General features: G+C 58.1%; 16 protein-coding genes. 5 read left to right on the plus strand and 11 right to left on the minus strand.

Annotated elements, in window-relative coordinates; translation table 11 throughout:
* The first annotated feature begins 205 nt into the window (after positions 1–205).
* Both E4T21_RS08440 and E4T21_RS08445 read left to right on the plus strand, forming a co-directional pair.
* Positions 206–1,510 (plus strand): MATE family efflux transporter, encoded by a 1,305-nt coding sequence (locus tag E4T21_RS08440; RefSeq protein ID WP_149287113.1) that lies wholly within the window; start codon positions 206–208, stop codon positions 1,508–1,510.
* Positions 1,511–1,746: 236 nt separating this feature from the next.
* A complete protein-coding gene (locus E4T21_RS08445) occupies positions 1,747–3,006 on the plus strand; it encodes a D-amino acid dehydrogenase (protein ID WP_149284575.1) in 1,260 nt (419 codons plus the stop codon).
* Between the two features lie 98 nt (positions 3,007–3,104).
* Here the strand turns inward: E4T21_RS08445 and moaB are convergent, their stop codons facing one another.
* From moaB to E4T21_RS08480, 7 genes are all read right to left on the minus strand, one after another.
* Positions 3,105–3,665 carry a molybdenum cofactor biosynthesis protein B gene (moaB, locus tag E4T21_RS08450; RefSeq protein WP_149284576.1) on the minus strand — a complete coding sequence of 187 codons (561 nt, stop codon included), beginning with the start codon at positions 3,663–3,665 and terminating at the stop codon, positions 3,105–3,107.
* Between the two features lie 204 nt (positions 3,666–3,869).
* Positions 3,870–4,676, minus strand: a complete 807-nt coding sequence (locus E4T21_RS08455) for a peptidylprolyl isomerase (protein ID WP_149284577.1) — start codon at positions 4,674–4,676, stop codon at positions 3,870–3,872.
* On the minus strand, positions 4,676–5,365 hold the full coding sequence (gene narI, locus E4T21_RS08460; protein WP_149284578.1) for a respiratory nitrate reductase subunit gamma: 690 nt from the start codon (positions 5,363–5,365) through the stop codon (positions 4,676–4,678). Before narI ends, E4T21_RS08455 begins: the two co-directional genes overlap by 1 nt.
* Positions 5,362–6,117: a nitrate reductase molybdenum cofactor assembly chaperone gene (gene narJ / locus E4T21_RS08465; protein WP_149284579.1), complete on the minus strand. Its 756-nt coding sequence runs from the start codon at positions 6,115–6,117 to the stop codon at positions 5,362–5,364. The genes narI and narJ overlap by 4 nt, the downstream gene beginning before the upstream one ends.
* Positions 6,110–7,675 (minus strand): nitrate reductase subunit beta, encoded by a 1,566-nt coding sequence (narH, locus tag E4T21_RS08470; protein WP_149284580.1) that lies wholly within the window; start codon positions 7,673–7,675, stop codon positions 6,110–6,112. Before narH ends, narJ begins: the two co-directional genes overlap by 8 nt.
* Complete coding sequence (locus E4T21_RS08475) at positions 7,672–11,433, minus strand: nitrate reductase subunit alpha (protein ID WP_149284581.1); 3,762 nt, start codon at positions 11,431–11,433, stop codon at positions 7,672–7,674. Before E4T21_RS08475 ends, narH begins: the two co-directional genes overlap by 4 nt.
* A 54-nt stretch (positions 11,434–11,487) precedes the next feature.
* The gene (locus E4T21_RS08480; RefSeq protein ID WP_149284582.1) at positions 11,488–14,202 is read right to left on the minus strand and encodes a nitrate/nitrite transporter; all 2,715 of its coding nucleotides are present in this window, start codon (positions 14,200–14,202) and stop codon (positions 11,488–11,490) included.
* Between the two features lie 205 nt (positions 14,203–14,407).
* Here E4T21_RS08480 and E4T21_RS08485 point away from each other — a divergent pair, with 205 nt between their 5' ends.
* Positions 14,408–16,210, plus strand: coding sequence for a histidine kinase (locus E4T21_RS08485; protein WP_149284583.1), 1,803 nt, complete (start codon positions 14,408–14,410; stop codon positions 16,208–16,210).
* A gap of 29 nt (positions 16,211–16,239) precedes the next feature.
* Positions 16,240–16,884 carry a two-component system response regulator NarL gene (gene narL, locus E4T21_RS08490; protein WP_149284584.1) on the plus strand — a complete coding sequence of 215 codons (645 nt, stop codon included), beginning with the start codon at positions 16,240–16,242 and terminating at the stop codon, positions 16,882–16,884.
* 114 nt (positions 16,885–16,998) lie between these two features.
* Here the strand turns inward: narL and E4T21_RS08495 are convergent, their stop codons facing one another.
* From E4T21_RS08495 to phhA, 3 genes are all read right to left on the minus strand, one after another.
* Complete coding sequence (locus E4T21_RS08495) at positions 16,999–18,195, minus strand: amino acid aminotransferase (RefSeq protein WP_149284585.1); 1,197 nt, start codon at positions 18,193–18,195, stop codon at positions 16,999–17,001.
* Positions 18,196–18,534, minus strand: a complete 339-nt coding sequence (locus E4T21_RS08500) for a 4a-hydroxytetrahydrobiopterin dehydratase (RefSeq protein ID WP_149284586.1) — start codon at positions 18,532–18,534, stop codon at positions 18,196–18,198.
* 77 nt (positions 18,535–18,611) lie between these two features.
* Positions 18,612–19,496, minus strand: coding sequence for a phenylalanine 4-monooxygenase (gene phhA, locus E4T21_RS08505; RefSeq protein WP_149284587.1), 885 nt, complete (start codon positions 19,494–19,496; stop codon positions 18,612–18,614).
* Between the two features lie 343 nt (positions 19,497–19,839).
* On the opposite strand from phhA, the gene E4T21_RS08510 reads away from it, so the two are divergent.
* The gene (locus tag E4T21_RS08510) at positions 19,840–21,399 is read left to right on the plus strand and encodes a sigma-54-dependent transcriptional regulator (RefSeq protein WP_149284588.1); all 1,560 of its coding nucleotides are present in this window, start codon (positions 19,840–19,842) and stop codon (positions 21,397–21,399) included.
* Between the two features lie 32 nt (positions 21,400–21,431).
* Here E4T21_RS08510 and E4T21_RS08515 read toward each other — a convergent pair whose 3' ends face one another.
* Positions 21,432–23,681, minus strand: coding sequence for a RecQ family ATP-dependent DNA helicase (locus E4T21_RS08515; RefSeq protein ID WP_338036118.1), 2,250 nt, complete (start codon positions 23,679–23,681; stop codon positions 21,432–21,434).

Below are 23,681 nucleotides of genomic sequence, written 5' to 3' on the forward strand. Positions count from 1 at the left end.
GGTGTGCTGCTGATACCTGCCTGATGGGCAGTATCCATCGGGCAGGCTGGTTCACCAAACCCCCATTCCCACAAGGAATGGGGGTTTGTGCGTCAATATATGGCCTGGCTTTATCCAGAATGCCAGGCATGAATAGGGGAATTACGTGGATCCATCGCAAACTGACTCTCGGCTGGGGAGGCAATTATGGCGCCAGACTTGGCCAATGGCGATTGGTGTGCTGTCGTTGCTGGGCTTCCAGTTGGTTGATTCGGCGTTCATTGCCCGCTTGGGTACATCACCCTTGGCAGCACAGTCGTTTACCTTCCCGCTGACGTTTCTGATCATTGGTGTGCAGGTGGGTATCGGCATTGCCATTGCTGCGCTGATCTCGCGCGCCCTTGGGGCTGGGGAGGAGTTGCGGGCGCGACGCCTGGGAACGCTGGTAATGGCTCTGGGCACGGCAGTGATCGGTGTTCTGTGTGTGTTGCTGTGGGTGGTGCAGGAACCCGTATTCACTACGTTGGGTGCTGATGCCCCTACCCGCGAGATGATACATGACTACTGGGCACCGCAGTTGTTGGCTGCCTGGGGAATGGCAATCGTCTATTTCGCATACAGCTTGTTCCGCTCCCACGGTAATACTCGCGTTCCCGGCAGCATGATGGTGCTCACCAGTCTGCTCAATCTGGTGCTGGATCCACTGTTGATCTTCGGTGTCGGGAGCTGGGATGGACTGGGCCTGGCGGGAGCGGCCTGGGCAACAGTTGGCGCATTTGTCGTGGCAGCCGGTGTGCTGGGCGTGCGCCTGGTGAAGCTTGACTGGCTGGCATTTTCTGGCTTGAAGCAGGAATGGCGTGCTTCATCCGGTGCTTTTGCAGGTGTCGCCGGACCAGCGATGGCAGGGCAACTAATGCCGCCTCTGGCGGCAATGCTGGCCATCTATCTGGTTGCCAAGTTGGGCGAATCTGCGGTTGCGGCATGGGGGTTGGCTGGCCGTCTGGAAACCGTGTCCTTGATGGTGGTGCTGGCGCTGACCATGTCGCTTCCTCCATGGCTGGGGCGTTGCTATGGCGCAGGTGACTGGAACCAGATACGCCGCCTGCTTCGCCTGACCCTCAAGGTCGTGGTGATCTGGCAGCTTTCCTTGGGTATCTGTATGGCATTGCTGGCTCCTTGGCTGGCCCAGGTGCTGGCAGGCAACCCGGAGGTGCGCAGCGATCTGGTGGTGTTGATTCGCTTCCTGCTACCGAGCTATGCAGCCCTTGGGGTATGCATGCTGGTCGTCTCTGCCGGTAATGCGCTGGGCTGGCCGCTCAGGGCCATGCTGCTGTCAGCGACGCGCCTGTTCATCTGTTATCTGCCATGCCTGTGGCTTGGCGTGACGCTGTTTGGCAACCTGGCCGGACTGGGGCTGGGAGCGGCATTTGGCAATGTACTGGCGGGAGCCGCCGCGTTCCTGTTGCTGCAAAGGACACTGGCTGGACCCAAGTATCAAAAGGCGGAGCAAGGCGCGACCAAAGTCGTATAAGTGGATTAATCTAAATCTTGATGATTTTTTAGTTTTATACAGAAGAGTATGGTGAAAAATCATTTTCTATTGCTATAAATAACGATAAAAACAGAATAATAAACTTAGTTTGTGCCTCTATACTCGCCGCCATCGATGAGGCCAGCTTCTCTGGCCCGATGTTTTCCTGAAATCGGCAACATGTCATTGATGCCCCGTCAGTGACAACGAACAGGTAATAAAACAGGAGCGGCGAGATGAAGATATTGGTACTTGGTGCAGGCGTCGTGGGTGTGACCAGCGCATACTATCTGGCTCGCCAGGGACATGAGGTAACGGTAGTAGACCGCCAGCCGTCACCGGCAATGGAAACCAGCTACGGTAACGCCGGCCAGGTGTCATTCGGCTTTTCCTCGCCATGGGCTGCCCCTGGCATTCCACAGAAGGCCGTCAAGTGGATGTTCCAGGAGCATGCTCCGCTCAAGATTCAGCCGCGCATGGACCCGACCATGGCCCGCTTCATGATGAAGATGCTGGGCAACTGCAATCCTGAAAGCTATGCGACCAACAAGGAGCGCATGGTGCGAGTAGCCGAGCATAGCCGCATGTGCATCGATGCGCTGCGTGCTGAGACCGGAATTCGCTATGAGGATCGTCAGCGTGGTCTGTTGCAGCTGTTCCGTAACGACAAGCAAGTGGCGGCAGCGGACAAGGACATGCAAGTTCTGGCGCAGTGTGGCGTTCGTCACAAGCTGTTGGGCGCTGATGAGCTGACTGCCATAGAACCGGCCCTGGCCCGGGTTCCCGGCAAGTTTGTCGGTGGCCTGCATCTGCCTGATGACCAGACTGGCGATTGCCATCTGTTTACCAACCGCCTGGCTGACTACTGTCGCGAGACGCTGGGTGTGACTTTCCTGTTCAACACCACTATCGAGCGTCTGACTCGGGTGTCCGGTCGTGTGGAGGCAGTGCATACCAGCGCAGGCAAGTTGACGGCGGACAGTTATGTCATGGCCTTGGGCAGTTACTCTCCATTCCTGGCCCGCGACCTTGATATTCGCTTGCCGATCTATCCAGTCAAGGGCTACAGCCTGACACTGCCGGTGATTGATGATGGTGGTGCACCGCAGTCCACGGTGATGGACGAGACGTTCAAGGTCGCCATCTCCCGCTTCGACAATCGCATTCGCGTCGGGGGCACGGCGGAGTTGGCATCCTATGATCTGAGCCTGGCAGAAAAGCGCCGCGCCACCATTGCCATGGTCGTGCGTGATGTCTTCCCGGAAGGTGGTGATCTGGCTCAGGCGGAATTCTGGACGGGGCTGCGCCCGATGACGCCGGATTCGACGCCGATCATTGGCGCCACCAAATACGACAATCTATGGCTCAATACTGGCCATGGCACACTCGGCTGGACAATGAGCTGCGGCAGCGCTCAGTTACTGGCTGATCTGGTGGATGGCCGCCAGCCGGCAATCAACCCGGATGGCTTGTCCGTGGCACGCTATGCGGCTTGAATTTGAGTCAGGCCGTGTACCAATCTGAACACTGAATGCTGAAGTGAAGACCCCATTGCCGTAGGCGATATGGGGTCTTCTGCTATTCAGGACCATGATCATGACTCGGCAATGGTCGAGCGTGAGCCGCAGCGCTGAATATCCTTGACCACCATGGCGACGAAGTTGCAGGGGCGGGTACGGGCATCCAGTTGGGCGGCAATGATGTCATCCCAGGCAGTGGCGCAGGCCTTGGGGGAGCCGGGCATGGCGAATACCACGGTCTGATCGATGATCCCAGCAATGGCCCGGGACTGGATCGTCGATGTACCAACCTGTTGGAAAGATATCTGGCGGAACAGCTCTCCATAACCTTCGATCACCTTGTCGAACAATGGCAGCAAGGCTTCTGGGGTACTGTCGCGAGCAGTGAAGCCGGTACCACCGTCGACCAATATGACCTGGACTTCCTCGTCGACCACCCAGCGGCTGACCTGGGCGCGGATATGATAGATATCGTCCTTGACGATGGTGCGTTCGACCAGGTGATGTCCGGCACTCTGCAGGCGGTCGATGAGCAAGGCACCGCTATCATCCTCATCAATGCTGCGAGTATCAGATACGGTCAGTACGGCAATGCCCAGCGAGATGAAATCGAGTTGGCGGGAATGATGAGACATGTCTAGCTCCATGCAGGCAGGACATCGAAGTACCTGTGTTGGACGAGCATTTGGATACGCAAACGCCACATTGATGAAATGCTACGTTGATGAGAGGCTCTCACGAGCCACCGGAATGGTGGCTCGTGAGATGTACTGGCTCAGATGTACTGGCTCAGATGTACTGGTTTAGATGTACTGGCTCAGATGGAATGGTTGGCCATCTCATTGGATCAGCACACTGTCCGGCTCAGACTCGGCCAGTGAGAACCCCTTGACGCCAATTCGGCTCTCCAACTCCAGCAGATAATGGCGAAGGGCCATGCGTGTGGCTTGTTCACGCAACTCATGACGCACATGCTCGACCACGTCTTCCCATTCCAGAGTCTTGGCCTCTTCGCGTGCATCCACATGCACTACGTGCCAGCCATAGCGCGATGGCAGCGGGCGATCGTGCAGACCCATCGGCAGGAACACCAGGGCCCGATCCAGCTCCTCGACGGTCTGGCCCGGAATCAACCAGCCCAGTCCTCCTCCTTCCATGGCGGAAGGGCAGCGTGAGTGGCGCTGGGCGAGTTCCGTAAAGCGCTCAGGGGTTGCCTTGAGCTCATCGATCAGTCGTTCGGCACGTTGAAATTCCGTATCTCTGGCACTGGTATCATCCGGCGCAGCGGCAAGCAGGATGTGGCGCACCTTGAAGCGAGGCGGATGGCTGAAACGTTCAGGGTGAGCCGCGTGGTAGCGCCGGCAGGCATTATCGTCAGGCTCGGGCACCGCCAGTTCACGTTCCAGCATGGCGGCGATCTCGCTTTCACACACTTCATCTGCAGGCTGCCGGTTCTGGTGGGCGGCCTGTTGACGAAGTAACTGCTGAATGACCAGGGCGCGGGCCGCCGCAATGGCTGCGGCCTCACGACTGGCAGCAGGGTGAAACTGCATCTCGCCAGCAATGGCGCTTTCCTCGATCTGCACATCCCCCACCTGAATGGTGGGGAAAGTGGTTGGTAAGGTCTCCAGCGGAATGCTCTGCATCAGTGGTCTCCTGCACTACGGCGTCTCACGATCTGGTAGCGGCGACCGAGATAGCCCAGAGGGGCGCTCCACACATGTACCAGACGAGTGAAGGGGAAAATCAGGACGATGGTCAGGCCGATGAAGATGTGGATGTGGTAGATGAACCCCAGACCTTCAAGATGAGACGCTGCGCTGCCCTGGAAGAACACAATGGCCTGGGCCCAGTCGGCCAGCTTGAGCATCACGCCGCCATCGAGGTGATGCATGGCGGCCGGAATGGTCAGTAGCCCCAGGGTCACTTGCACCACCAGCAGCACAATGATCAGGTTGTCGCTGAAGCTGGAAGATGCCTTGACTCGTGGGTCGGTGAAGCGGCGGTACATCAGCATGGCGCCGCCTACTAGACACATCACTCCAGCGATGCCGCCGATCAGTATGGCCATGATTTGCTTGTTGCCGGCACTGATGAAGGGGGCATAGACCCAGTGCGGTGTCAGCAGACCTACCAGGTGGCCGAAGAAGATCACCAGGATGCCGATGTGGAACAAGGGACTTGCCAGGCGCATGTGCTTCGATGACAGCATCTGGCTTGAACCGGTTTTCCAGGTGTACTGGCCATGGTCGAAACGCAGCAGGCTGCCGACGAGAAAGACAACACCGGCCACATAGGGATAGAGGCCGAACAGCAGGGTGTGAAGGTAACTCATGATAGGCCTCCAGTCGAAGAGGGCTGCGAGGATTCGGGCAGGCGAACGGTTTCCGCTTGCACCTGCTGGCGACGTTCGGCCAAGCGTCGGCCTTCAGCGGATTGCAAGGCGCAGTCCTGGTCTGATTTCGCACTGAAGCGCACGGCTTCTTCCTCCCACACGGCATCAATGGCGGCGGGGGTATTGTCTGCCGGTTCCTGGCTGACATCCTCGCTCAGGGTGTCGATGTCCGTTTCTGCACCGATCAGGCAGAGCAGGGTGCGAGGAACCAGCGCATAGTCGCATTCACGCTCTTCCAGGCGTGCTGCCAGCAGGGCCAGAATATGGCGGATCTCGCCTAGCCAGTTGGCTACATCCTGTTCCGGGCGAGTGGACAGAAACTCCAGCAGCAAAGGCAGATGGTCAGGAAGCTCGCGTTGTCCAATGGCGAAGCCAGCGCTCTCGTATTCGGCCAGCAGGTCGACCATGGCCTGGCCACGGTCGCGTGACTCGCCATGAACATGCTCGAACAGCAGAAGAGAGGTTGCGCGTCCACGGTCGAACTGGGCAACGTAGGCCGCTTGGAGGTCGAGCAAGGACCCGGCCGCCAGACGGGCACACCAGTCAAGGAGGGCCTGGCGGGGAGCGCTGGGAGGCATCTGCATGGCTCTGAGTGCGACGGCGATATCGGGTAATGACTCGACCATTTCCCGGTCGGGATAGTCGAGCATGCGTGCCAATGCACGCATGCCTCGGGCGAAGGATTCAGCCATGATTGATCTCCTTCACTTCAGGGTGGCTCGGGTCGTACTGTTCGACTTCGACCAGAGTGGTGGTCTGCTTGCGTCCGCCGAACAGGCTGGTGTCACTGGAGCCGCCCTGGCAGCCATTACCGAAGGTGAAGCCGCAGCCGCCACGCTCGGGGAAGGCGTCACGGGCCAGTTCGCGATGGCTGGTCGGGATCACGAAGCGGTCCTCGTAGTTGGCGATGGCCAGATAGCGATACATGTCCTCGACCTGGGCTTCGCTGAGGCCAACCTCTTCCAGCACATCCAGACGCTGTTCACCATCGACATGTTTGCCGCGCATGTACTCACGCATGGCGATCATGCGCTTGAGGGCCAGCACTACCGGCTTCTCGTCTCCTGCAGTGAGCATGTTGGCGAGGTACTTGACCGGAATCCGCAACGATTCCACGTCGGGCAGGATGCCCTTGTGCTCGACATGGCCAGCATCGACTGCCGACTGGATTGGCGACAGCGGTGGCACATACCAGACCATCGGCAGGGTGCGGTATTCCGGGTGCAGCGGCAACGCCAGCTGCCAGTCCATGGCCAGCTTGTACACCGGTGACTGCTGGGCGGCCTTGATCACGTTGTCGGTGATGCCGTCGCGCTTTGCTTGAGCGATGACCTCGGGGTCGAAGGGGTCGAGGAAGATCTCGCACTGGCGTTGGTACAGATCGCGCTCATCTTCTGCGGAGGCCACTTCTTCGATACGGTCGGCGTCATAGAGCAGTACGCCGAGGTAACGAATGCGTCCAACGCAGGTTTCAGAACATATGGTCGGCTGGCCAGACTCGATACGTGGGTAGCAGAAGATGCACTTCTCGGACTTGCCGGACTTCCAGTTGTAGTAGATCTTCTTGTACGGACAGCCGGATACGCACATCCGCCAGCCCCGGCACTTGTCCTGGTCGATCAGTACAATGCCGTCTTCCTCGCGCTTGTAGATTGCACCGCTGGGGCAGGACGCCACGCACGCCGGGTTGAGGCAGTGCTCACACAGGCGAGGCAGGTACATCATGAAGGTGTTCTCGAACTGGCCGTAGATGTCGGCCTGGATCCGGTCGAAGTTGCTGTCCTTGCGACGCTTGGCGAACTCGGTACCGAGAATTTCCTCCCAGTTCGGGCCCCATTCGACCTTGTTCATGCGCTGGCCCGAAATCAGTGAGCGCGGGCGAGCGGTGGGCTGATGCTCCCCCGCCTTGGCCTGATGCAGGTGCTGATAGTCGAAGGTGAATGGCTCGTAATAGTCGTCAATCTCCGGCAGGTCAGGGTTGGCGAAGATATTCGCCAGCACCCGCCACTTGCCACCGATGCGTGGCTCGATGCGACCGTCTTTGCGCCGGAGCCAGCCGCCTTTCCAGCGTTGCTGGTTTTCCCACTCCTTGGGATAACCGATGCCGGGTTTGGTCTCGACGTTGTTGAACCAGGCATATTCCACGCCTTCACGACTGGTCCAGACGTTCTTGCAAGTGATCGAGCAGGTGTGACAGCCAATACACTTGTCGAGGTTTAGCACCATGCCCACTTGGGAACGGATCTTCATTTGACGGCCTCCTGTACGCTGTCGTTGCCTTCTCCGTCGAGCCAGTCGATGTTCTTCATGCGTCGCACGATGACGAATTCATCGCGGTTGGAGCCCACGGTGCCGTAGTAGTTGAAGCCGTAGGACAACTGGCCGTAGCCGCCAATCATGTGGGTCGGTTTGGGGCACACTCGGGTCACCGAGTTGTGGATGCCGCCACGGGTACCGGTGACCTCGGAGCCCGGCATGTTGAGGATCCGTTCCTGGGCGTGGTACATCATCGCCATGCCGTTCTTGACGCGCTGGCTGACCACGGCACGGGCGGCGATGGCGCCGTTGGCGTTGTACAGTTCGATCCAGTCGTTGTCTTCGACGCCGATGGCGCGAGCATCATCCTCGGACAGCCACACGATGGGGCCGCCACGCGACAGGGTCTGCATCAGCAGGTTGTCAGAGTAGGTCGAGTGGATACCCCATTTCTGGTGCGGCGTGATCCAGTTGAGCGCGATTTCCGGATTGCCGTTGGATTTGGGCTCAGCCAGGCTGCGGGTGGCACGAGTGTCGATCGGCGGGCGGTAGACCAGCAGGCTCTCGCCGAAGTCACGCATCCAGGCGTGGTCCTGATAGAACTGCTGACGACCGGACACGGTGCGCCATGGAATGAGTTCATGCACATTGGTATAGCCAGCGTTATAGGACACATGCTCGTCTTCCAGACCTGACCAGGTGGGGCTGGAGATGATCTTGCGCGGCTGGGCCACTACATCACGGAAGCGGATCTTTTCCTCTTCCTTGGGGTGTGCCAGGTGGGTGTGGTCGCGACCGGTGATCTTCGACAACGCTTCCCAGGCCTTGACCGCCACCTGGCCGTTGGTTTCCGGGGCCAGCGACAGGATCATCTCGGCCGCATCGATAGCGGTGTCGATCTGTGGCTGGCCTTTGGCCGGGCCGTCGAGCTTGACGTGGTTGAGACCACGCAGCAGCTCGACTTCCTTGTCGGTGTTCCAACTGATGCCCTTACCGCCGTTGCCGATGCTTTCCAGCAGCGGGCCCACCGAAGTGAAGCGCTCGTAGGTCTCGGGGTAGTTGCGCTTGACCTCGATCAGGCTGGGCATGGTCTTGCCGGGGATCGGCTCGCACTCGCCTTTCTTCCAGTCCCGCACGTCAGGCTGGGCCAGCTCGGACGGCGTGTCATGCTGCAGCGGCAGGGTCACCAGGTCGGTTTCTTCACCGAGGTGGCCAACACAGACCTCAGAGAACTTCTTCGCGATGCCCTTGTAGATATCCCAGTCACTGCGTGCTTCCCAGGCCGGATCAGTGGCGGCGGTCAGCGGGTGAATGAAGGGGTGCATGTCCGAAGTATTGAGATCGTCCTTCTCGTACCAGGTGGCCGTTGGCAGCACGATATCCGAGTACAGGCAGGTGGTGGACATGCGGAAGTCCAGTGTGGTCAGCAGGTCGACCTTGCCCTCAGGTGCTTCTTCATGCCACACGACCTCTTCCGGTAGCGTCGCGCCGGTCTGTCCCAAATCCTTGCCCTGTACACCATGACGGGTACCCAGCAAGTACTTGAGCATGTACTCATGGCCCTTGCCCGAGCTGCCTAGCAGGTTGGAGCGCCAGATGAACATGTTGCGCGGGAAGTTCTGCGGGTTGTCCGGGTCTTCGGCGGCAAAGCCGAGGCTGCCCTGCTTGAGCAGGTCGACGGTGTAGTCGGCGGTGGACTTGCCGGCGTCGGCAGCCGCCTTGGCCAGGTGCAGCGGATTAGTGCCCAGCTGTGGAGCGGAGGGCAGCCAGCCCATGCGCTCAGAGCGCACATTGAAGTCGATCAGGCTACCGGAGTAGCGAGAAGGATCGGCCAGCGGCGAGAGGATCTCCTTGACCTGGAGCTTCTCGTAGCGCCACTGACTGGAGTGATTGTAGAAGAACGAGGTGCCGTTCATGTGACGCGGCGGGCGCTGCCAATCGAGGCCGAAGGCCAGCGGGGTCCAGCCGGTCTGTGGGCGCAGTTTTTCCTGGCCGACATAGTGGGACCAGCCACCGCCGCTCTGACCGACACAGCCGCACAGGATCAACATGTTGATCAAGCCACGGTAGTTCATGTCCATGTGGTACCAGTGGTTCATTCCGGCACCGACGATGATCATGCTGCGACCGTTGGTCTTGTCGGCGTTGGTAGCGAACTCACGGGCGATACGGGTGCACTGGGCGGCACTGACCCCGGTGATCTTCTCTTGCCAGGCCGGTGTATAGGGGCGCACCTGGTCGAAGCGGGTGGCACCATCGTCCTCACCTTCGGCGCCGAAACCACGGTCGATACCGTAGTTGGCACACATCAGGTCGAACACTGTCACCGCGAGCGTATCGCTGCCATCGGCCAGTTTCAGGCGCTTGGCCGGCAGGCAGTGATGCAGGATCTCGTTGCCTTCGACATGGTTGAAGTGCTCATGCTCGATGCCGCCGAAGTAGGGGAAGGCCACACGAGCAACGCTGTCGTGGTTATCGGCCAGGCTCAGGCATAGTTGCGTGTCCTTGCCATCGGCATCCAGCGCTTCGAGGTTCCACTTGCCTTTCTCACCATCCTCGCCCCAACGGAAACCAATCGAGCCGAGCGGAACCACCAGTTGGTCGCGCTTCTCGTCCCAGGCAACGGTCTTCCATTCGGGGTTGTTGGACTGGCCGAGGTTGGCGTCGAAGTCTGCCGCACGCAACTGGCGCCCCGGCACATAGCTGCCATCTTCACGCTGTTCAAGTTGCACCAGACACGGCATGTCGGTGTAGCGGCGGACATAGTCGGTGAAGTAGCTGCTGGGGTTGTCGAGGTGAAATTCCTTGAGGATCACATGTCCCATGGCGATGGCCAGGGCAGCATCGGTCCCTTGCTTGGCCGACAGCCACTCGTCAGTGAGCTTGGAGACCTCGGCGTAATCCGGAGTGATCGAGACGGTCTTGGTGCCCTTGTAGCGGACCTCGGTGAAGAAGTGCGCATCCGGGGTACGGGTCTGGGGCACATTGGAGCCCCAGGCAATGATATATCCGGAGTTGTACCAGTCTGCGGATTCCGGCACATCGGTCTGCTCGCCCCAGGTCTGGGGAGAGGAGGGCGGCAGGTCGCAGTACCAGTCGTAGAACGACAGGCATGCGCCGCCAATCAGCGATAGGTAACGGGCACCGGCGGCATAGGAGACCATCGACATGGCCGGAATCGGCGAGAAGCCGATGACACGGTCGGGGCCGAAGGTCTTGACCGTGTAGACATTGGAGGCGGCGATCAGTGTCTGGACTTCGTCCCAGTCGCTGCGCACGAAGCCACCCATGCCGCGGGCACGCTTGTACTGGCTGGCCAGAATCGGATCCTCGACGATGGAGGCCCAGGCATCTACTGGGTCAGCATGTTTCTCTAGAGCACGCCGCCAGAGCCTGACCAGTTCCTGACGAATCAGCGGGTACTTGAGGCGGTTGGCGCTATACAGATACCAGGAGTAGCTGGCGCCGCGGGGGCAGCCGCGCGGCTCGTGGTTGGGCAGGTCGGCGCGGGTGCGGGGATAGTCGGTCTGCTGGGTTTCCCAGGTGACCAGTCCGTTCTTGACGTAAATCTTCCAACTGCACGATCCGGTGCAGTTGACCCCATGGGTCGAGCGCACGACTTTATCGTGCTGCCAGCGGGCACGGTAGCCATCTTCCCAGTCTCGGGATTCATCACGAGTCTCGCCATGACCATCAGCAAACTGCGGGGGGCGTTTAGTCAGATATTTCAGTCGGTCGAGAAAGTGGCTCATTATGGCTCTTCTCCTCATTTGGTCGCCCTTCATTGGGCGACCCGGGTGGCGATCCTAGGAATGAACGGTCTTGACGCCGTTATCTTCAGCAGCAGGAGCTACTGGTTGTGTTGTCTCAAAGCGAATCTCTGCGCCTTTGCGGCTGTAGTAGAACCAGGTCAGTACCATGCAGGCGGCGTAGAACACGATGAAGCCGGTGAGTGCCGCACTCACGCCTCCGGTAAGGTCGATCGAGGTGCCGAAGGACTTGGGAATGAAGAAAGCGCCATAGGCAGCAATGGCGGAGGTAAAGCCGATGATGGCTGCTGACTCGCGCTCGGCATGAGGAAGCTGCTCTTCTGGAGGCAGGTGAGGCATCAAGCGTGCCACTTCCTCGCGGAAGATCGCTGGAATCATCTGGAAGGTACTGGCGTTGCCGACTCCCGTTGCGAGGAACAGCAGCATGAAAGAGGCGAAGAAGCCGTAGAAACCGAAGCTGGCATCCTTGTTGGAGAGGAAATACATCACTCCCATAACGCCGGCAATCATGGTGATGAAGGTCCAGAAGGTGACCTTGGCGCCACCAAAACGATCAGACAGGCCGCCACTCCAGGCGCGGCTCAGAGCACCGACCAGCGGGCCGAGGAAAGCGAACTTGAGAGCATCGACCTCGGGGAACTGGGTCTTGGTCAGCAATGGGAAGGCTGCAGAAAAGCCAATGAAGCTGCCGAAGGTGCCTGTGTAGAGAATACACATCAGCCAGTTATGCTTGCGCTTGAAGATGACGGCCTGTTCCTTGAAGGAAGCCTTGGCACTGGCAATGTCGTTCATGCCGAACCAGGCGGCCACGCTGCAAAGCGCGATCAGCGGTACCCAAATGAAACCCGCATTCTGTAGCCACAGTTCTCCACCGTTACCAGTGGTCTGGCCTTGGCCAGTGACAAAGGTGAACATGCCGGTGGAGATCACCAGGGGCACCAGGAACTGCATCACCGATACACCGAGATTGCCCAGGCCTGCATTCATGGCCAGCGCCTTGCCTTTCTCATGCTTGGGATAGAAGAAGGAAATGTTGGCCATGCTCGAGGCGAAGTTGCCGCCACCGAAGCCACACAGCAGGGCGAGGATGGCCATCACCAGATAAGGGGTGTCAGGGTTCTGCACGGCGAAACCGATCCAGATAGCAGGCAGCAACAGCGAGGCAGTGGAAATGGCCGTGAAGCGGCGTCCACCGAAGATCGGCACCATGAAACTGTAGAACACGCGGAAGGTGGCACCGGAAAGGCCAGGCAGGGCGGCTAGCCAGAATAGCTGGTTGGAGCTGTAGTTGAAGCCGACCTGGGGCAGCTTGGCAACGACGACGGACCACACCATCCATATCGAGAAGGCCAGCAATAGGCAGGGGATCGAGATCCATAGGTTGCGGGTGGCAATACGCTTGCCAGTGCTGGCCCAGAACGCTTCATTCTCGGGGAACCATTTTGTCAGCACGAAGCGCGATGGCGTGGATAGTTCGGGCAGGTCAGTGGATTCACAGCGGTCACGAATCTCGATGCGCTCAGCCCGGAGAATGGCATAGTGCATCCAGGCAAGGGCGGCGACGACGATAACAAACAGCAGCATGAAGCAGCTTTGCCAGATACCGATGACATCGTTGAGCATGCCGAAGGTCAGAGGCAGGAAGAAGCCGCCCAGGCCGCCCACCATACCCACCATGCCCCCGACGATACCGACACTCTTTGGGTAGTAGATGGGAATATGCTTGAATACTGCTGCCTTGCCCAGGGACATGAAGAATCCCAGCACCATGGTCAAGAAAATGAAGCCCATCAATGGCATGGCGAAAGAGAATGTCACCGGACCATGAACGCCCGCGACAATGTACTCTGTCGGTGGATAGCTGAGCAGGAACAGGCAGACGAATGAGGCAATGAAGGTCCAATACATTACCCGGCGAGCACCATAACGATCCGATAGCCAACCACCGAGAACACGAAACAGCGAAGCCGGGATGGTATACAGCGCAGCAACGATGCCGGCTTCTGCCAGGCCCAGGCCATAGACTTCAATCAGATAGTGAGGAAGCCACAATGCCAGGGCAACGAAGGCGCCAAAGACAAAGAAGTAATATAGCGAGAAGCGCCATACGCGAATATCGCCGAGCGGAGCGAGCTGTTCGACCAGCGTGGGCTGCTGTCCGAGGCTCTTCTGGCGTGCGGGATCATTCTGAGCGAACAGGAAAAACGCCACTCCCATGATGGCGAGCACTGTGGCATAGACCAGTGCCGTTCCTTTCCAGCCAGCAGCCAGCAACAGGAAGGGAGCTCCAAAGTTGGTAACCGCCGCCCCGACATTGCCAGCACCGAAAATACCCAGTGCCGTGCCCTGGTGTTCCTTGTCGAACCAGGTCGAGGTGTACGCCACACCAACGATGAAGGATCCTCCCGCCAGGCCTACACCAAGGGCACCGACCAGCAGCATGGGATAGCTGTTGGCAAAGGTCAGTAGATAGACACAAGTGGCTGTGGCCAGCATTAACAGACTGAATACCCAACGGCCACCGAAGCGATCAGTCAGGACACCGAGAAACAAGCGGCTGATGGAGCCGGTCAGTACCGGTGTTGCCATCAGCAAGCCGAGTTGGGTGTCGGAAAGACCGAAGTCCTCCTTTATTTGAATGCCAATGATCGAGAACAGGGTCCAGACGGCAAAACACAAGGTGAATGCCAGTGTTGATATTCCCAGCGCCCTATACTGCCTTGCGGGGGAGGGAGGGTCGTAGAGATTCATCGGCTTTCCTTCGCTTATGCTGATGCGGTACCTATGACTCTGCTACAACTGATTTAAGCGGTATTTGATTTGTGTCAAAAGATCACGTGCCGATTCGTGCGTCAATTTGTCCGACTCGGCGCTACTCTTTGCACATTCGTGCATTAACTGGCGATCAGGACTATTAATGGAATGACTGTGATCATCCTATCGGGGAGCTTTTAAATTGGCTGTTGCTCTCTCTCTACGCAGGTCGTTGATGCTACGTGTACTTCTGGTCATTACAGTGATTTCCAGCTTGGCACTGTTAAGTATATTTGGTTCTATTTTCGTCGTTGTGAGCAGTGTCGGGGTGGGGGATGCTATCGATAAAAGCAGCTCATTGAGAATGCACGCCTATCGCCTGATGGTGGCAGCCGAGCACCTTCCCCTGGAACATCCGCAACGGATTGCTCAGATGGAAGACATGCAGGCGCTCATCACGGCCCCCGCCCTCCTGCGCTTTATCCCTGAGCAGAAAGACAACGCCATGCATAAGGCATATCAGGATCTGGTCGATACTTGGAAAGTTTCACTTTATCCAATACTTTCGAACTACGAAGCAGGGGAATATAAGACACTCAAGAAAGAAACCGATGAGTTTATAGAAAAAGTAGATGTTCTGGTAATTAAGATTAAGGAAAGAATTAGTTGCAAAGTATTATTTCTTGAAGCATTTCAAGGTGGAATTCTCATTATTCTTGCTCTTGTCATCGGACTTTTTTTCTATCACTTCATTGTCAGTATTATGCCGCCATTTAGAGATCTGGTACGTGTGGTGGAAGGTGTCATGCTGGGGGACTTCAGCGGAAGGACCACGTATCAAGGTGGCGATGAGATCGGGTTATTGTCGCGTACAATCAACAGAATGAATGTCAGTCTGTCAGAGAAATACGGACAGTTGAAAAACAGAGTCGCAGCCAAGACCCAAGAGCTGAAGCTTAGTAATGATGCGCTGAGGATGCTATACCTCACCGCGCGAAGGCTGAACGGCATCACACCTTTGACCCATGAGGAGCTGATCGAAGTCCTTCGCCAGCTAGGCGCGGTAACTCATGAAGGACCCTTTGAGCTGTATTTGATCGTGGCAGACAATCCTCAGGAAATGGTGTGTCTGTCATCCGAGGGCGATGAACCTCATGTGGTATCGGCAATGCCTAACGTTGGCACGGCGAATGAGTACGCCGTGCGGGTATGTGAGGCTGACCGTGATTATGGCGAGCTGCGTGTCATGCAGCCTTCCGGTCAAATACTGGCTCAATGGAAGATTGAGCTCATCGAGACAGTAGCGGGGTTGATTGCGGCGGCTATCTCTCTGTCGGAAAAGGCCAACAAGCAGCGCCGGTTGGCATTGATGGATGAACGGGCCGTCATCGCCAGAGAGTTGCATGATTCGCTGGCACAGTCTCTTTCCTATTTGAAAATTCAGGTGACACGTCTGCAAGTGCGCCTGGATCAGCAGCGCCACGATGAAGTCTCCCTGGTAGTGGGAGAGCTGCGCCATGGCCTCAACTCCTCATATCGACAGTTGCGTGAGTTGCTCAACACCTTTCGTCTGCGAATCCACGAAGCCGGGCTGGAAGCGGCAATGAAGGAAACCGTGGCGGAATATTCCCGACGCGGTGACTTCAACCTGAGCCTGAAAGGCCAGTGGAATGGGTTGTTCCTGACGCCCAACGAGGAAATTCATGTACTGCAGATAGTGCGTGAGGCCTTGTCCAATGTGGCACGACACTCCAAGGCTCGCCATTGCGAGGTCAGCCTGGAGCAGAACGAATTGCATCAGTACCAACTATCGATCCGCGATGACGGTATTGGTGTCGGCCAGTCTGCCGGCTCTTCCATGTCCCATGGCATGACGATCATGGAAGAGAGGGCCAGAAGTCTATGTGGAACCTTATCCATCGGAGCTGCACTGCCTTATGGCACCGTGATAACGGTGTGTTTTCTCCCTCGAGGGTTCGACCGACTTTCCTCCGCGATCGGGTGAATCGAGCACCCCATAACAGGATAGTAGCTATGAGCATTATTCGATTGATGATTGTTGACGATCACCCCCTGTTCCGCCGCGGCGTGCGCCAGCTTGTCGACATGGATCCTGACTTGATCGTGGTGGCGGAGGCATCGGATGGTATCGAAGCCGTGAACAAGGCCGTAGAGCTGTCTCCCAACCTGGTTCTGCTTGATCTCAATATGCATCCTATGGATGGCATTGAAGTGCTGCGGCGTATGCGTGATGCCAAGGTCGATAGCCGTATTGTCATGCTCACCGTATCGGATGCTGATGAAGATGTGGTGCGTGCTTTGCGCGAAGGAGCGGATGGTTACCTGCTCAAGGATATGGAGCCGGAGGAAGTGCTACGCCAGATACGAGAAGCTGCTCAGGGCCAGGTCGTGATGGGCCCCAAGATGGCTTCCTTGCTTGCCAGCGTTGTGAAGGGAGAGCTGCCGGTGACAGGGGACGAGGTGTTGTCCTGCCTTACCGCCAGGGAACGTGACATTCTGCGTATTCTGGCGCGTGGTCTGTCGAACAAGATGATTGCCCGGGAGCTGGATATTTCCGAGGGAACGGTCAAGGTTCACGTCAAGCATCTATTCAAGAAGCTTGATCTGCGCTCGCGAGTGGAAGCGGCGGTATGGGCGAGCAAGCATGGGTTGGGGTGAGCGAGCGGCAATCCGCTCGAGCTGTAAGTCACCAGCTATAAGCTGTAAGTAACAGAAAACCCCGAAACCATGAGGTCTCGGGGTTTGATCTGCTTACAGCTTACAGCTTACAGCTTAGGCCTTGCCGTTGACGGTCGCGACAGCCTTGGCAATGTAAGCCAGGTTCTCATCAGAGAAGCCTGCCACATTGGCACGACCAGAACGTACCATGTAGATACCGAACTCATCACGTAGACGGTCGACCTGCTCCGGGGTCAGCCCGGTGTAGGAGAACATCCCGCGCTGTTCGGCCACGTGGGCATACTTCTCGTCGAGGCCGTAAGGCTTGAGTGCTTCGACGAAGTTGCGACGCAGAGTGTTGATGCGGTCGCGCATTTCGGTCAGCTCTTCGCGCCATGCTGCGGTCAGTTCTTCTGAATGCAGGATCTCGCTGACGATGGAACCGCCGTGGGCCGGTGGGTTGGAGTAGTTCTCGCGAGCAACGATGGCAATCTGCGAACGTACGTTCTGCATCTCTTCGTTGTCCTTGGCGACAACGATCAGTGCACCAGTACGCTCATTGTAGATGCCGAAGTTCTTGGAACAGGAGCTGGTGACCAGCACATCGTCGAGATTTTCGGCCAGCAGGCGCACTGCATAGGCATCCTCGTCGAGACCCTCGGCAAAGCCCTGATAGGCAAAGTCGACCAGCGGCAGCAGGTTGCGCTCCTGCAGAACCTTGAGCACTTCTTGCCACTGCTGTTGGTTGAGGTCGAAGCCGGTCGGGTTGTGGCAGCATGCGTGCAGTACGACCACATCGCCTTCAGGAATCTTCTTGAGTGCGCTCAGCATGCCATCGAAGTCGAGACGATTGTCGGCGTCGACATAGGGGTACTTGTTCAGCTTGATGCCAGCAGCGGTGAAGATGCCATGGTGGTTGGGCCAGGTCGGATCGCTGACCCAGATGCCCTTGCCAGGCAACTGGTGGGCAATGAAGTCGGCGGCCAGGCGCAATGCACCGGTGCCACCCGGAGATTGGGTGGCACTTGCACGACCCGCTTCGATGACCGGAGAACCGGCACCCAGCACCATCGGCAGCACCACGTCGCCGTAGGATGCGGCGCCGTGTGAACCAATGTAGGTCTTGGTGGTTTCGTTCTTGAGCAGCCGGGCTTCCGCTTCCTTGACCGCGCGCATCACTGGAGTGGTGCCTTTGGCATCGCGGTAGACACCTACACCAAGATCGACCTTCTGGGGATTGGTGTCCTTGTTGAAGGCGTCAATGAGACCGAGGATGGCGTCCCCGGGAACCCGCTCAATATGCTCGAACATTTACTTCGCTACCTCGTCGGTTCTGGCTGCCAGAATGAAGTCATTCTTGTGCAGGCCCTTCATCTCATGAGACCACCAAGTAACGGTCACCTTGCCCCATTCGGTCAGCAGGGCAGGATGATGACCGGCTTCCTCGGCGATAGCGCCAACCTTGTTGGTGAATTCCAGGGCCTGACGGAAGTTGCGGAACTTGAAGCTCCGCTCCAGTTGCATGATGCCATCGCGCTCGACGATCTGCCACTCAGGGATTTGTACTTTGTAGTCTTCAATTTCACTCTGAGTGACGTGGGGAGCGTCCCAGCTGCAGGCTTCGCACTGTTGTTCGGTGAGTTGGCTCATGTCGACTCCGTATGACGGGTGTTCAGAAGGAATAACTGATTTGCACTTGAAATGTGGCACAGACTGAGTGCCGGAGTTCAATGCGTTCCGGTCTTGGGCGGAAAGCGAGGCTCGAACAGCCCCTTGTCACGCGCCTGTTCAACCAGCGCCATGATGTCGCACTGTGACAGGTCGTGGAGGGTATCCAGACCGTCCAGCACGTAGTAGAGCGGCTGCAGGATATCGATACGATAGGGCGTGCGCAGTGCACTCACAGCATCAAAGGGCTCGTGTACAGGAGTATCGGACAGCGCATGTAGAGTTTCCTTGGGTGAGGAGATGATACCGCCACCGTAGATGCGTCGGCCCTGAGGGGTATCGACCAGGCCAAACTCCACTGTCATCCAGTACAGGCGCGCCAGATAGACGCGATCCTTGGGCTCGGCATTGAGACCCAGGCGCCCATAGGTAGCAGTGAACTCGGCGAACGCGGGGTTGGTCAGCATTGGGCAATGGCCGAAGATTTCATGAAAGATATCCGGCTCTTTCAGGTAATCGAGTTCTTCCGGTGAACGAATGAAGGTGGCGACCGGGAAACGACGATTGGCCAACAGCTCGAAGAAGGTATCGAAGGGAATCAGTGCCGGTACCTGTGCTGTCTGCCAGCCTGTTGCCTCAAGCAGGACCTTGTCCACGTCTGCCAGTTGCGGGATATGGTCGTTAGGCAAGGCCAGGTGCTCCAGGCCATCAAGGTATTCCTGGCACACCCGCCCCTGGACCAGCGACAGCTGGCGCTCCATCAGCGTTTGCCAAGTGGCATTCTCTACCTGGCTCCAGTGAATGATGCCGTGTTCATCCGGCAGGCGAGCCTGGTAGTGGGTGCCCTTGGATGCGACCTTCCCGTTGCTCGCGGGTTTGGTCGTGGAGCCATGTTGGCTGTGGTCGGAGCCACTGTGTGCATGGACTTCTGGTGCTGTACTCATGCTTTCTCCCCGTAGCAATACGGTGGCGTATCTTTAGACCGCCCGTTATTGAAATTGTTGAGGTTGCTTGAAAGAGGGATGTCCGAAGTCTAAGGCGCTTGAGGTCAACCTGAAGGGGGATATCGGGGACGAGAAGGAAGCGTCGGCAGCATCAAGCGTAAAGATTGCCTTACACTGGTGTCTGCCAAGGCCCCGATTTTGTGGAAAGGTGTGATGAACCGGCGAGACGCAAGGACGTTGGCCGCGTATGCTGTAACGTAAAGTTGACAGTCCAGTCAGCCCATCGTGACAACAGATTGGTTGTCCTGAGGCTGGTCTATGGTTGGTCCAAGAGAGATGAGCAATGCGTCTGAGATTTCACTGCCAGAACCGTATCGGCATCTTGCGCGATATTGTTGCCCACTTTGCCGATTATGGCCTCAATGTGGCGCGGGGGGAGGTTGGCGGTGAGCATGGCAATGCCATCTACCTCCATGTTCCTAACTTGCTGAACGCCCAACTGGCTACCCTCAAGCCTGAGCTGGAACAGGTGCCAGGGGTGTTCGGTGTCCGCCGTGTCAGCCTGATGCCCAGTGAGCGCCGCCATCTGGAATTGGATGCTCTACTGTCATCCCTGACCGATCCGGTCATGTCGATCGACATGGAGGGCCACCTGGTGGCGGCAAACCGGGCAGCCAGCCAACTGCTTGGCGTGCGTATCGATGAGGTACCAGGGCTGTCGCTGGACCGTTACCTGCCGGACCTGGATTTGCCGGAACTGATTCGGCGCAGCAATGCCCGGGTCAATGGCCTGCGTATCCATCTGCGTGATGCCACTTTCCTGGCCGATATCGCCCCCCTGCATCGGGAACATCACGATGATGTCGCCTCTCTCGCCGGGGCTGTGGTCACACTGCATAGCGTCGATCGTATCGGGGAACGTATCTATCAGGTCCAGCGTCAGGAGTTCCGCGGCTTCGAGGCGATGTTCTCGGCCAGCCCCAGGCTGGCTGCACTGATCAACGAGGCCCGGCGCATGGCGCCACTGGATGCGCCATTGCTGATCTTTGGCGAGACAGGAACCGGCAAGGAGGTCCTGGCCCGAGCCTGCCACCTGGCCAGCCGACGGGGGCAGGCACCGTTCATGGCACTCAACTGCGCGGGCCTGCCCGAATCCATGGCGGAAACTGAACTGTTTGGCTATGCCCCTGGTGCTTTTGACGGGGCCCGCCCTGAAGGCAAGCTCGGGCTGCTGGAACTGACGGCCGGTGGCACCATCTTTCTCGATGAAGTCGGCGAGATGAGCCCGCGGCTGCAGGCCAAGTTACTGCGCTTCCTGCAGGATGGCGGCTTTCGCCGGGTAGGCAGTGATGAGGAAACCTATCTGGATGTGCGCGTGATCTGCGCGACCCAGCAGGATTTGCTCGCCTTGTGCCAGTCAGGGTTGTTTCGCCAGGACCTTTATCATCGCCTCAATGTGCTGTCCCTGAACGTGCCTCCATTGCGCGATTGTCTTGATGGTATCGAGCCCATGGCCCGGCATTTTCTCGATCGTGCTTCTCGCCAGATCGGTTGCCCATTGCCCAGCCTGTCTCCTGCCGCGTTGGCACGCATGATGACATACCACTGGCCAGGCAATGTGCGGCAATTGGAAAATGTTCTGTTTCAGGCGGCCTCTCTGTGCGAAGCCGGTGTCATCGAACCTTCGCATCTGCGCCTGCCTGATTCCGGTGTGGCACCCGGCCTGGATGGAATCGATCTGGATGGTTCTCTCGGCGATATCCTGGCTGAAGTGGAACGGCGCGTGTTGTCTGCGCTTTATCCCGAGCATCCCTCCAGTCGTCAGTTGGCCAAGCGGCTCGGGGTTTCCCATACCACCATCGCCAACAAGCTCAATCGTCATGGCATCGGTCAAGAGCGCTAGGGATTTCTCGTATGGCATGTCATGTACAAGACCTATGACTTGTACGGCTGGTGCTTTCCGAGGTCGATTTCTTCCAGGGCGTGGCCCACAGCCTGAAATACCTGCATGTAGCGATGCTGTTCCAGGCTGGCGAAGCCAGGCAGGCGGTGGGCCTTGGCCCTGGTGAGAAGGGGGGAAGTGATGCCGCACAGGAAACGTGTGGCCAAGGTGGCGTCCAGTTTGTCGGAGGCTCCAGCCGTGACCAGGGCCGTGACGAGTTCGTCAAGCCAGGTGCGCAACTGCTCGGGGTTCGGCAGAGGCGGTGGGGTGACATCGAGAAGTTGCGCGGTGTCGCCTCGACAGGCACTGCAATGGCCACATTGCTGTGGCGCCTGGCTATCGCCGAACCATTGGGCCAGCCGGGCACTGAGGCAGTCCTTGGTCTCGAAAAGTTCGAGCATGGCGGCAAGCCGGCCAAGCTCCGCGCTAGCTCGTTCCACACAATCTCGATAAAGGTGTTCAGCAAGGGATATGTCCTGAGCCCCTGGCATTGTACTGAGGTTGCGGGTGATGACCTCGTACACCTCGGTCATCTGCTTGCTTTCCAGGCTGAGGAAACCTTTTTCGGCAAGATAGTCCAGTGCGCGAAGCACTCGCGGACGCGACGTATCCAGATTTCTCTCCTGACCCAGCCGATCGAGTGTTTCAAAGTCCAGGGTGCGCCAGGTACGGGCCTGTGGAGCAGCATCGAAAATAGTCTGCACAAATACGCCACGTTCGCCGGGGAAAGCGGCAATCACGGATTCGACAGACGTCTCCAGGCGCAGGCGATACTCGGCAAAGTAGCTGTGACTTGGGCGCAGGATACCAAGCAACTCGAGCTTTACCAGCAATGTCTTTAGCGGTAGTGGACGAATATCCGTGGCCTGGGACAGGGCATTGAGCGATAGCTCCCAACGCTGGTCCGACGACTGGATATCGTCCAGCAGCATCTGAATGCCGCTTTGGGGTGGAACGTCACCGAGGACAAAATTTTCCAGCACGGCCAAGTTCTCGCGGCCCGCCAGCATCAAGCATTCTGAGCGTTGGCCATCGCGTCCGGCTCGGCCGATTTCCTGGCTGTAATTCTCGATGGATTTAGGTAAGTCGAAATGCACCACATGGCGGATGTCCGACTTGTCGATGCCCATGCCGAAGGCGATGGTGGCGACAATACAGCGTTGTTCACCTGCCATGAACTGTGCCTGCAAGTTCTCGCGCTTTTCATGATCCAGGCCCGCATGGTAAGCCGCGGCAGAAATGCCGGCGGCCCGAAGATAAGCCGCCAGGCGTTCGGCGCTTTGCTGCAAGGTGACATAGATGATGGTGCCGCCACTGTCGGCCTGGCGAGGCTTGAGCCATTCGGCCAGGTGGCGGGGGCGCTGGTCACTAGGCACCGGCGTCACACTGAGGTCGAGGTTGGGGCGATAGAAGCCGGTGGCCACGACATCCTCATGGCGAATGTCGAAACGCTGACACATATCCTCGATGACTCTGGGGGTCGCTGTCGCGGTGAGCAGCAGGACTTGATCGATGGCAAACTCTCGACGGTAGCTCGGTAGCTTCAGGTAGTCGGGGCGGAAGTTATGGCCCCATTCGGAAATACAGTGGGCTTCATCGACCACCAGCAAGGAAATAGGGACTCGGCGAAGAAATTCGCGAAAGCGCTCGTTCTTGAGGCGTTCCACTGACACCATCAGGACCTTCAACTGGCCATCCACAGCGGCACGCATGGTAGCGCTGGTGTCCTCTCTGCTCTGGGTGGAGTCGATACTGGCCGCGGTGATGCCCTTGGCTTTCAATGCATCGAGCTGATCGCGGATCAAGGCCAGCAGCGGTGAGATGACCAGCGTCAGACAGGGCAGATGCAAGGCGGGCAACTGGTAGCACAATGACTTGCCGGAGCCTGTGGGAAAGATCGCCGCCGCAGAGCGTCCCTGGGTGACGGCTTCGATGACCGGACGTTGTCCGGGGCGAAACTCACGGTGGCCGAAGACCTCGGCCAGAGTCTGTTCGATAGTGGCGGGCATGAAGCCTCCCAGGGGGCACTGGCGGAAGTGTTCGCGACCAAGGGTTGATGGGGCAGGGGCTGATGGAATGTTGCAGCCTACCGGGAAAGGCGGTCCGGTGCGAATGCCGGGCTCCCGGCGTTGTGCCTGACCGCTGGCATTGTTCAGGTCATGACCCGCACGGCCGAGCTTGGCATAATGGCGATCATTTTGCGTGCTGTGGGGAAAGCATGGCGTTCGACCTTCAGGAATCAT

Origin of the sequence: Halomonas binhaiensis (assembly GCF_008329985.2) — a bacterium.
Classification (GTDB): domain Bacteria; phylum Pseudomonadota; class Gammaproteobacteria; order Pseudomonadales; family Halomonadaceae; genus Halomonas; species Halomonas binhaiensis.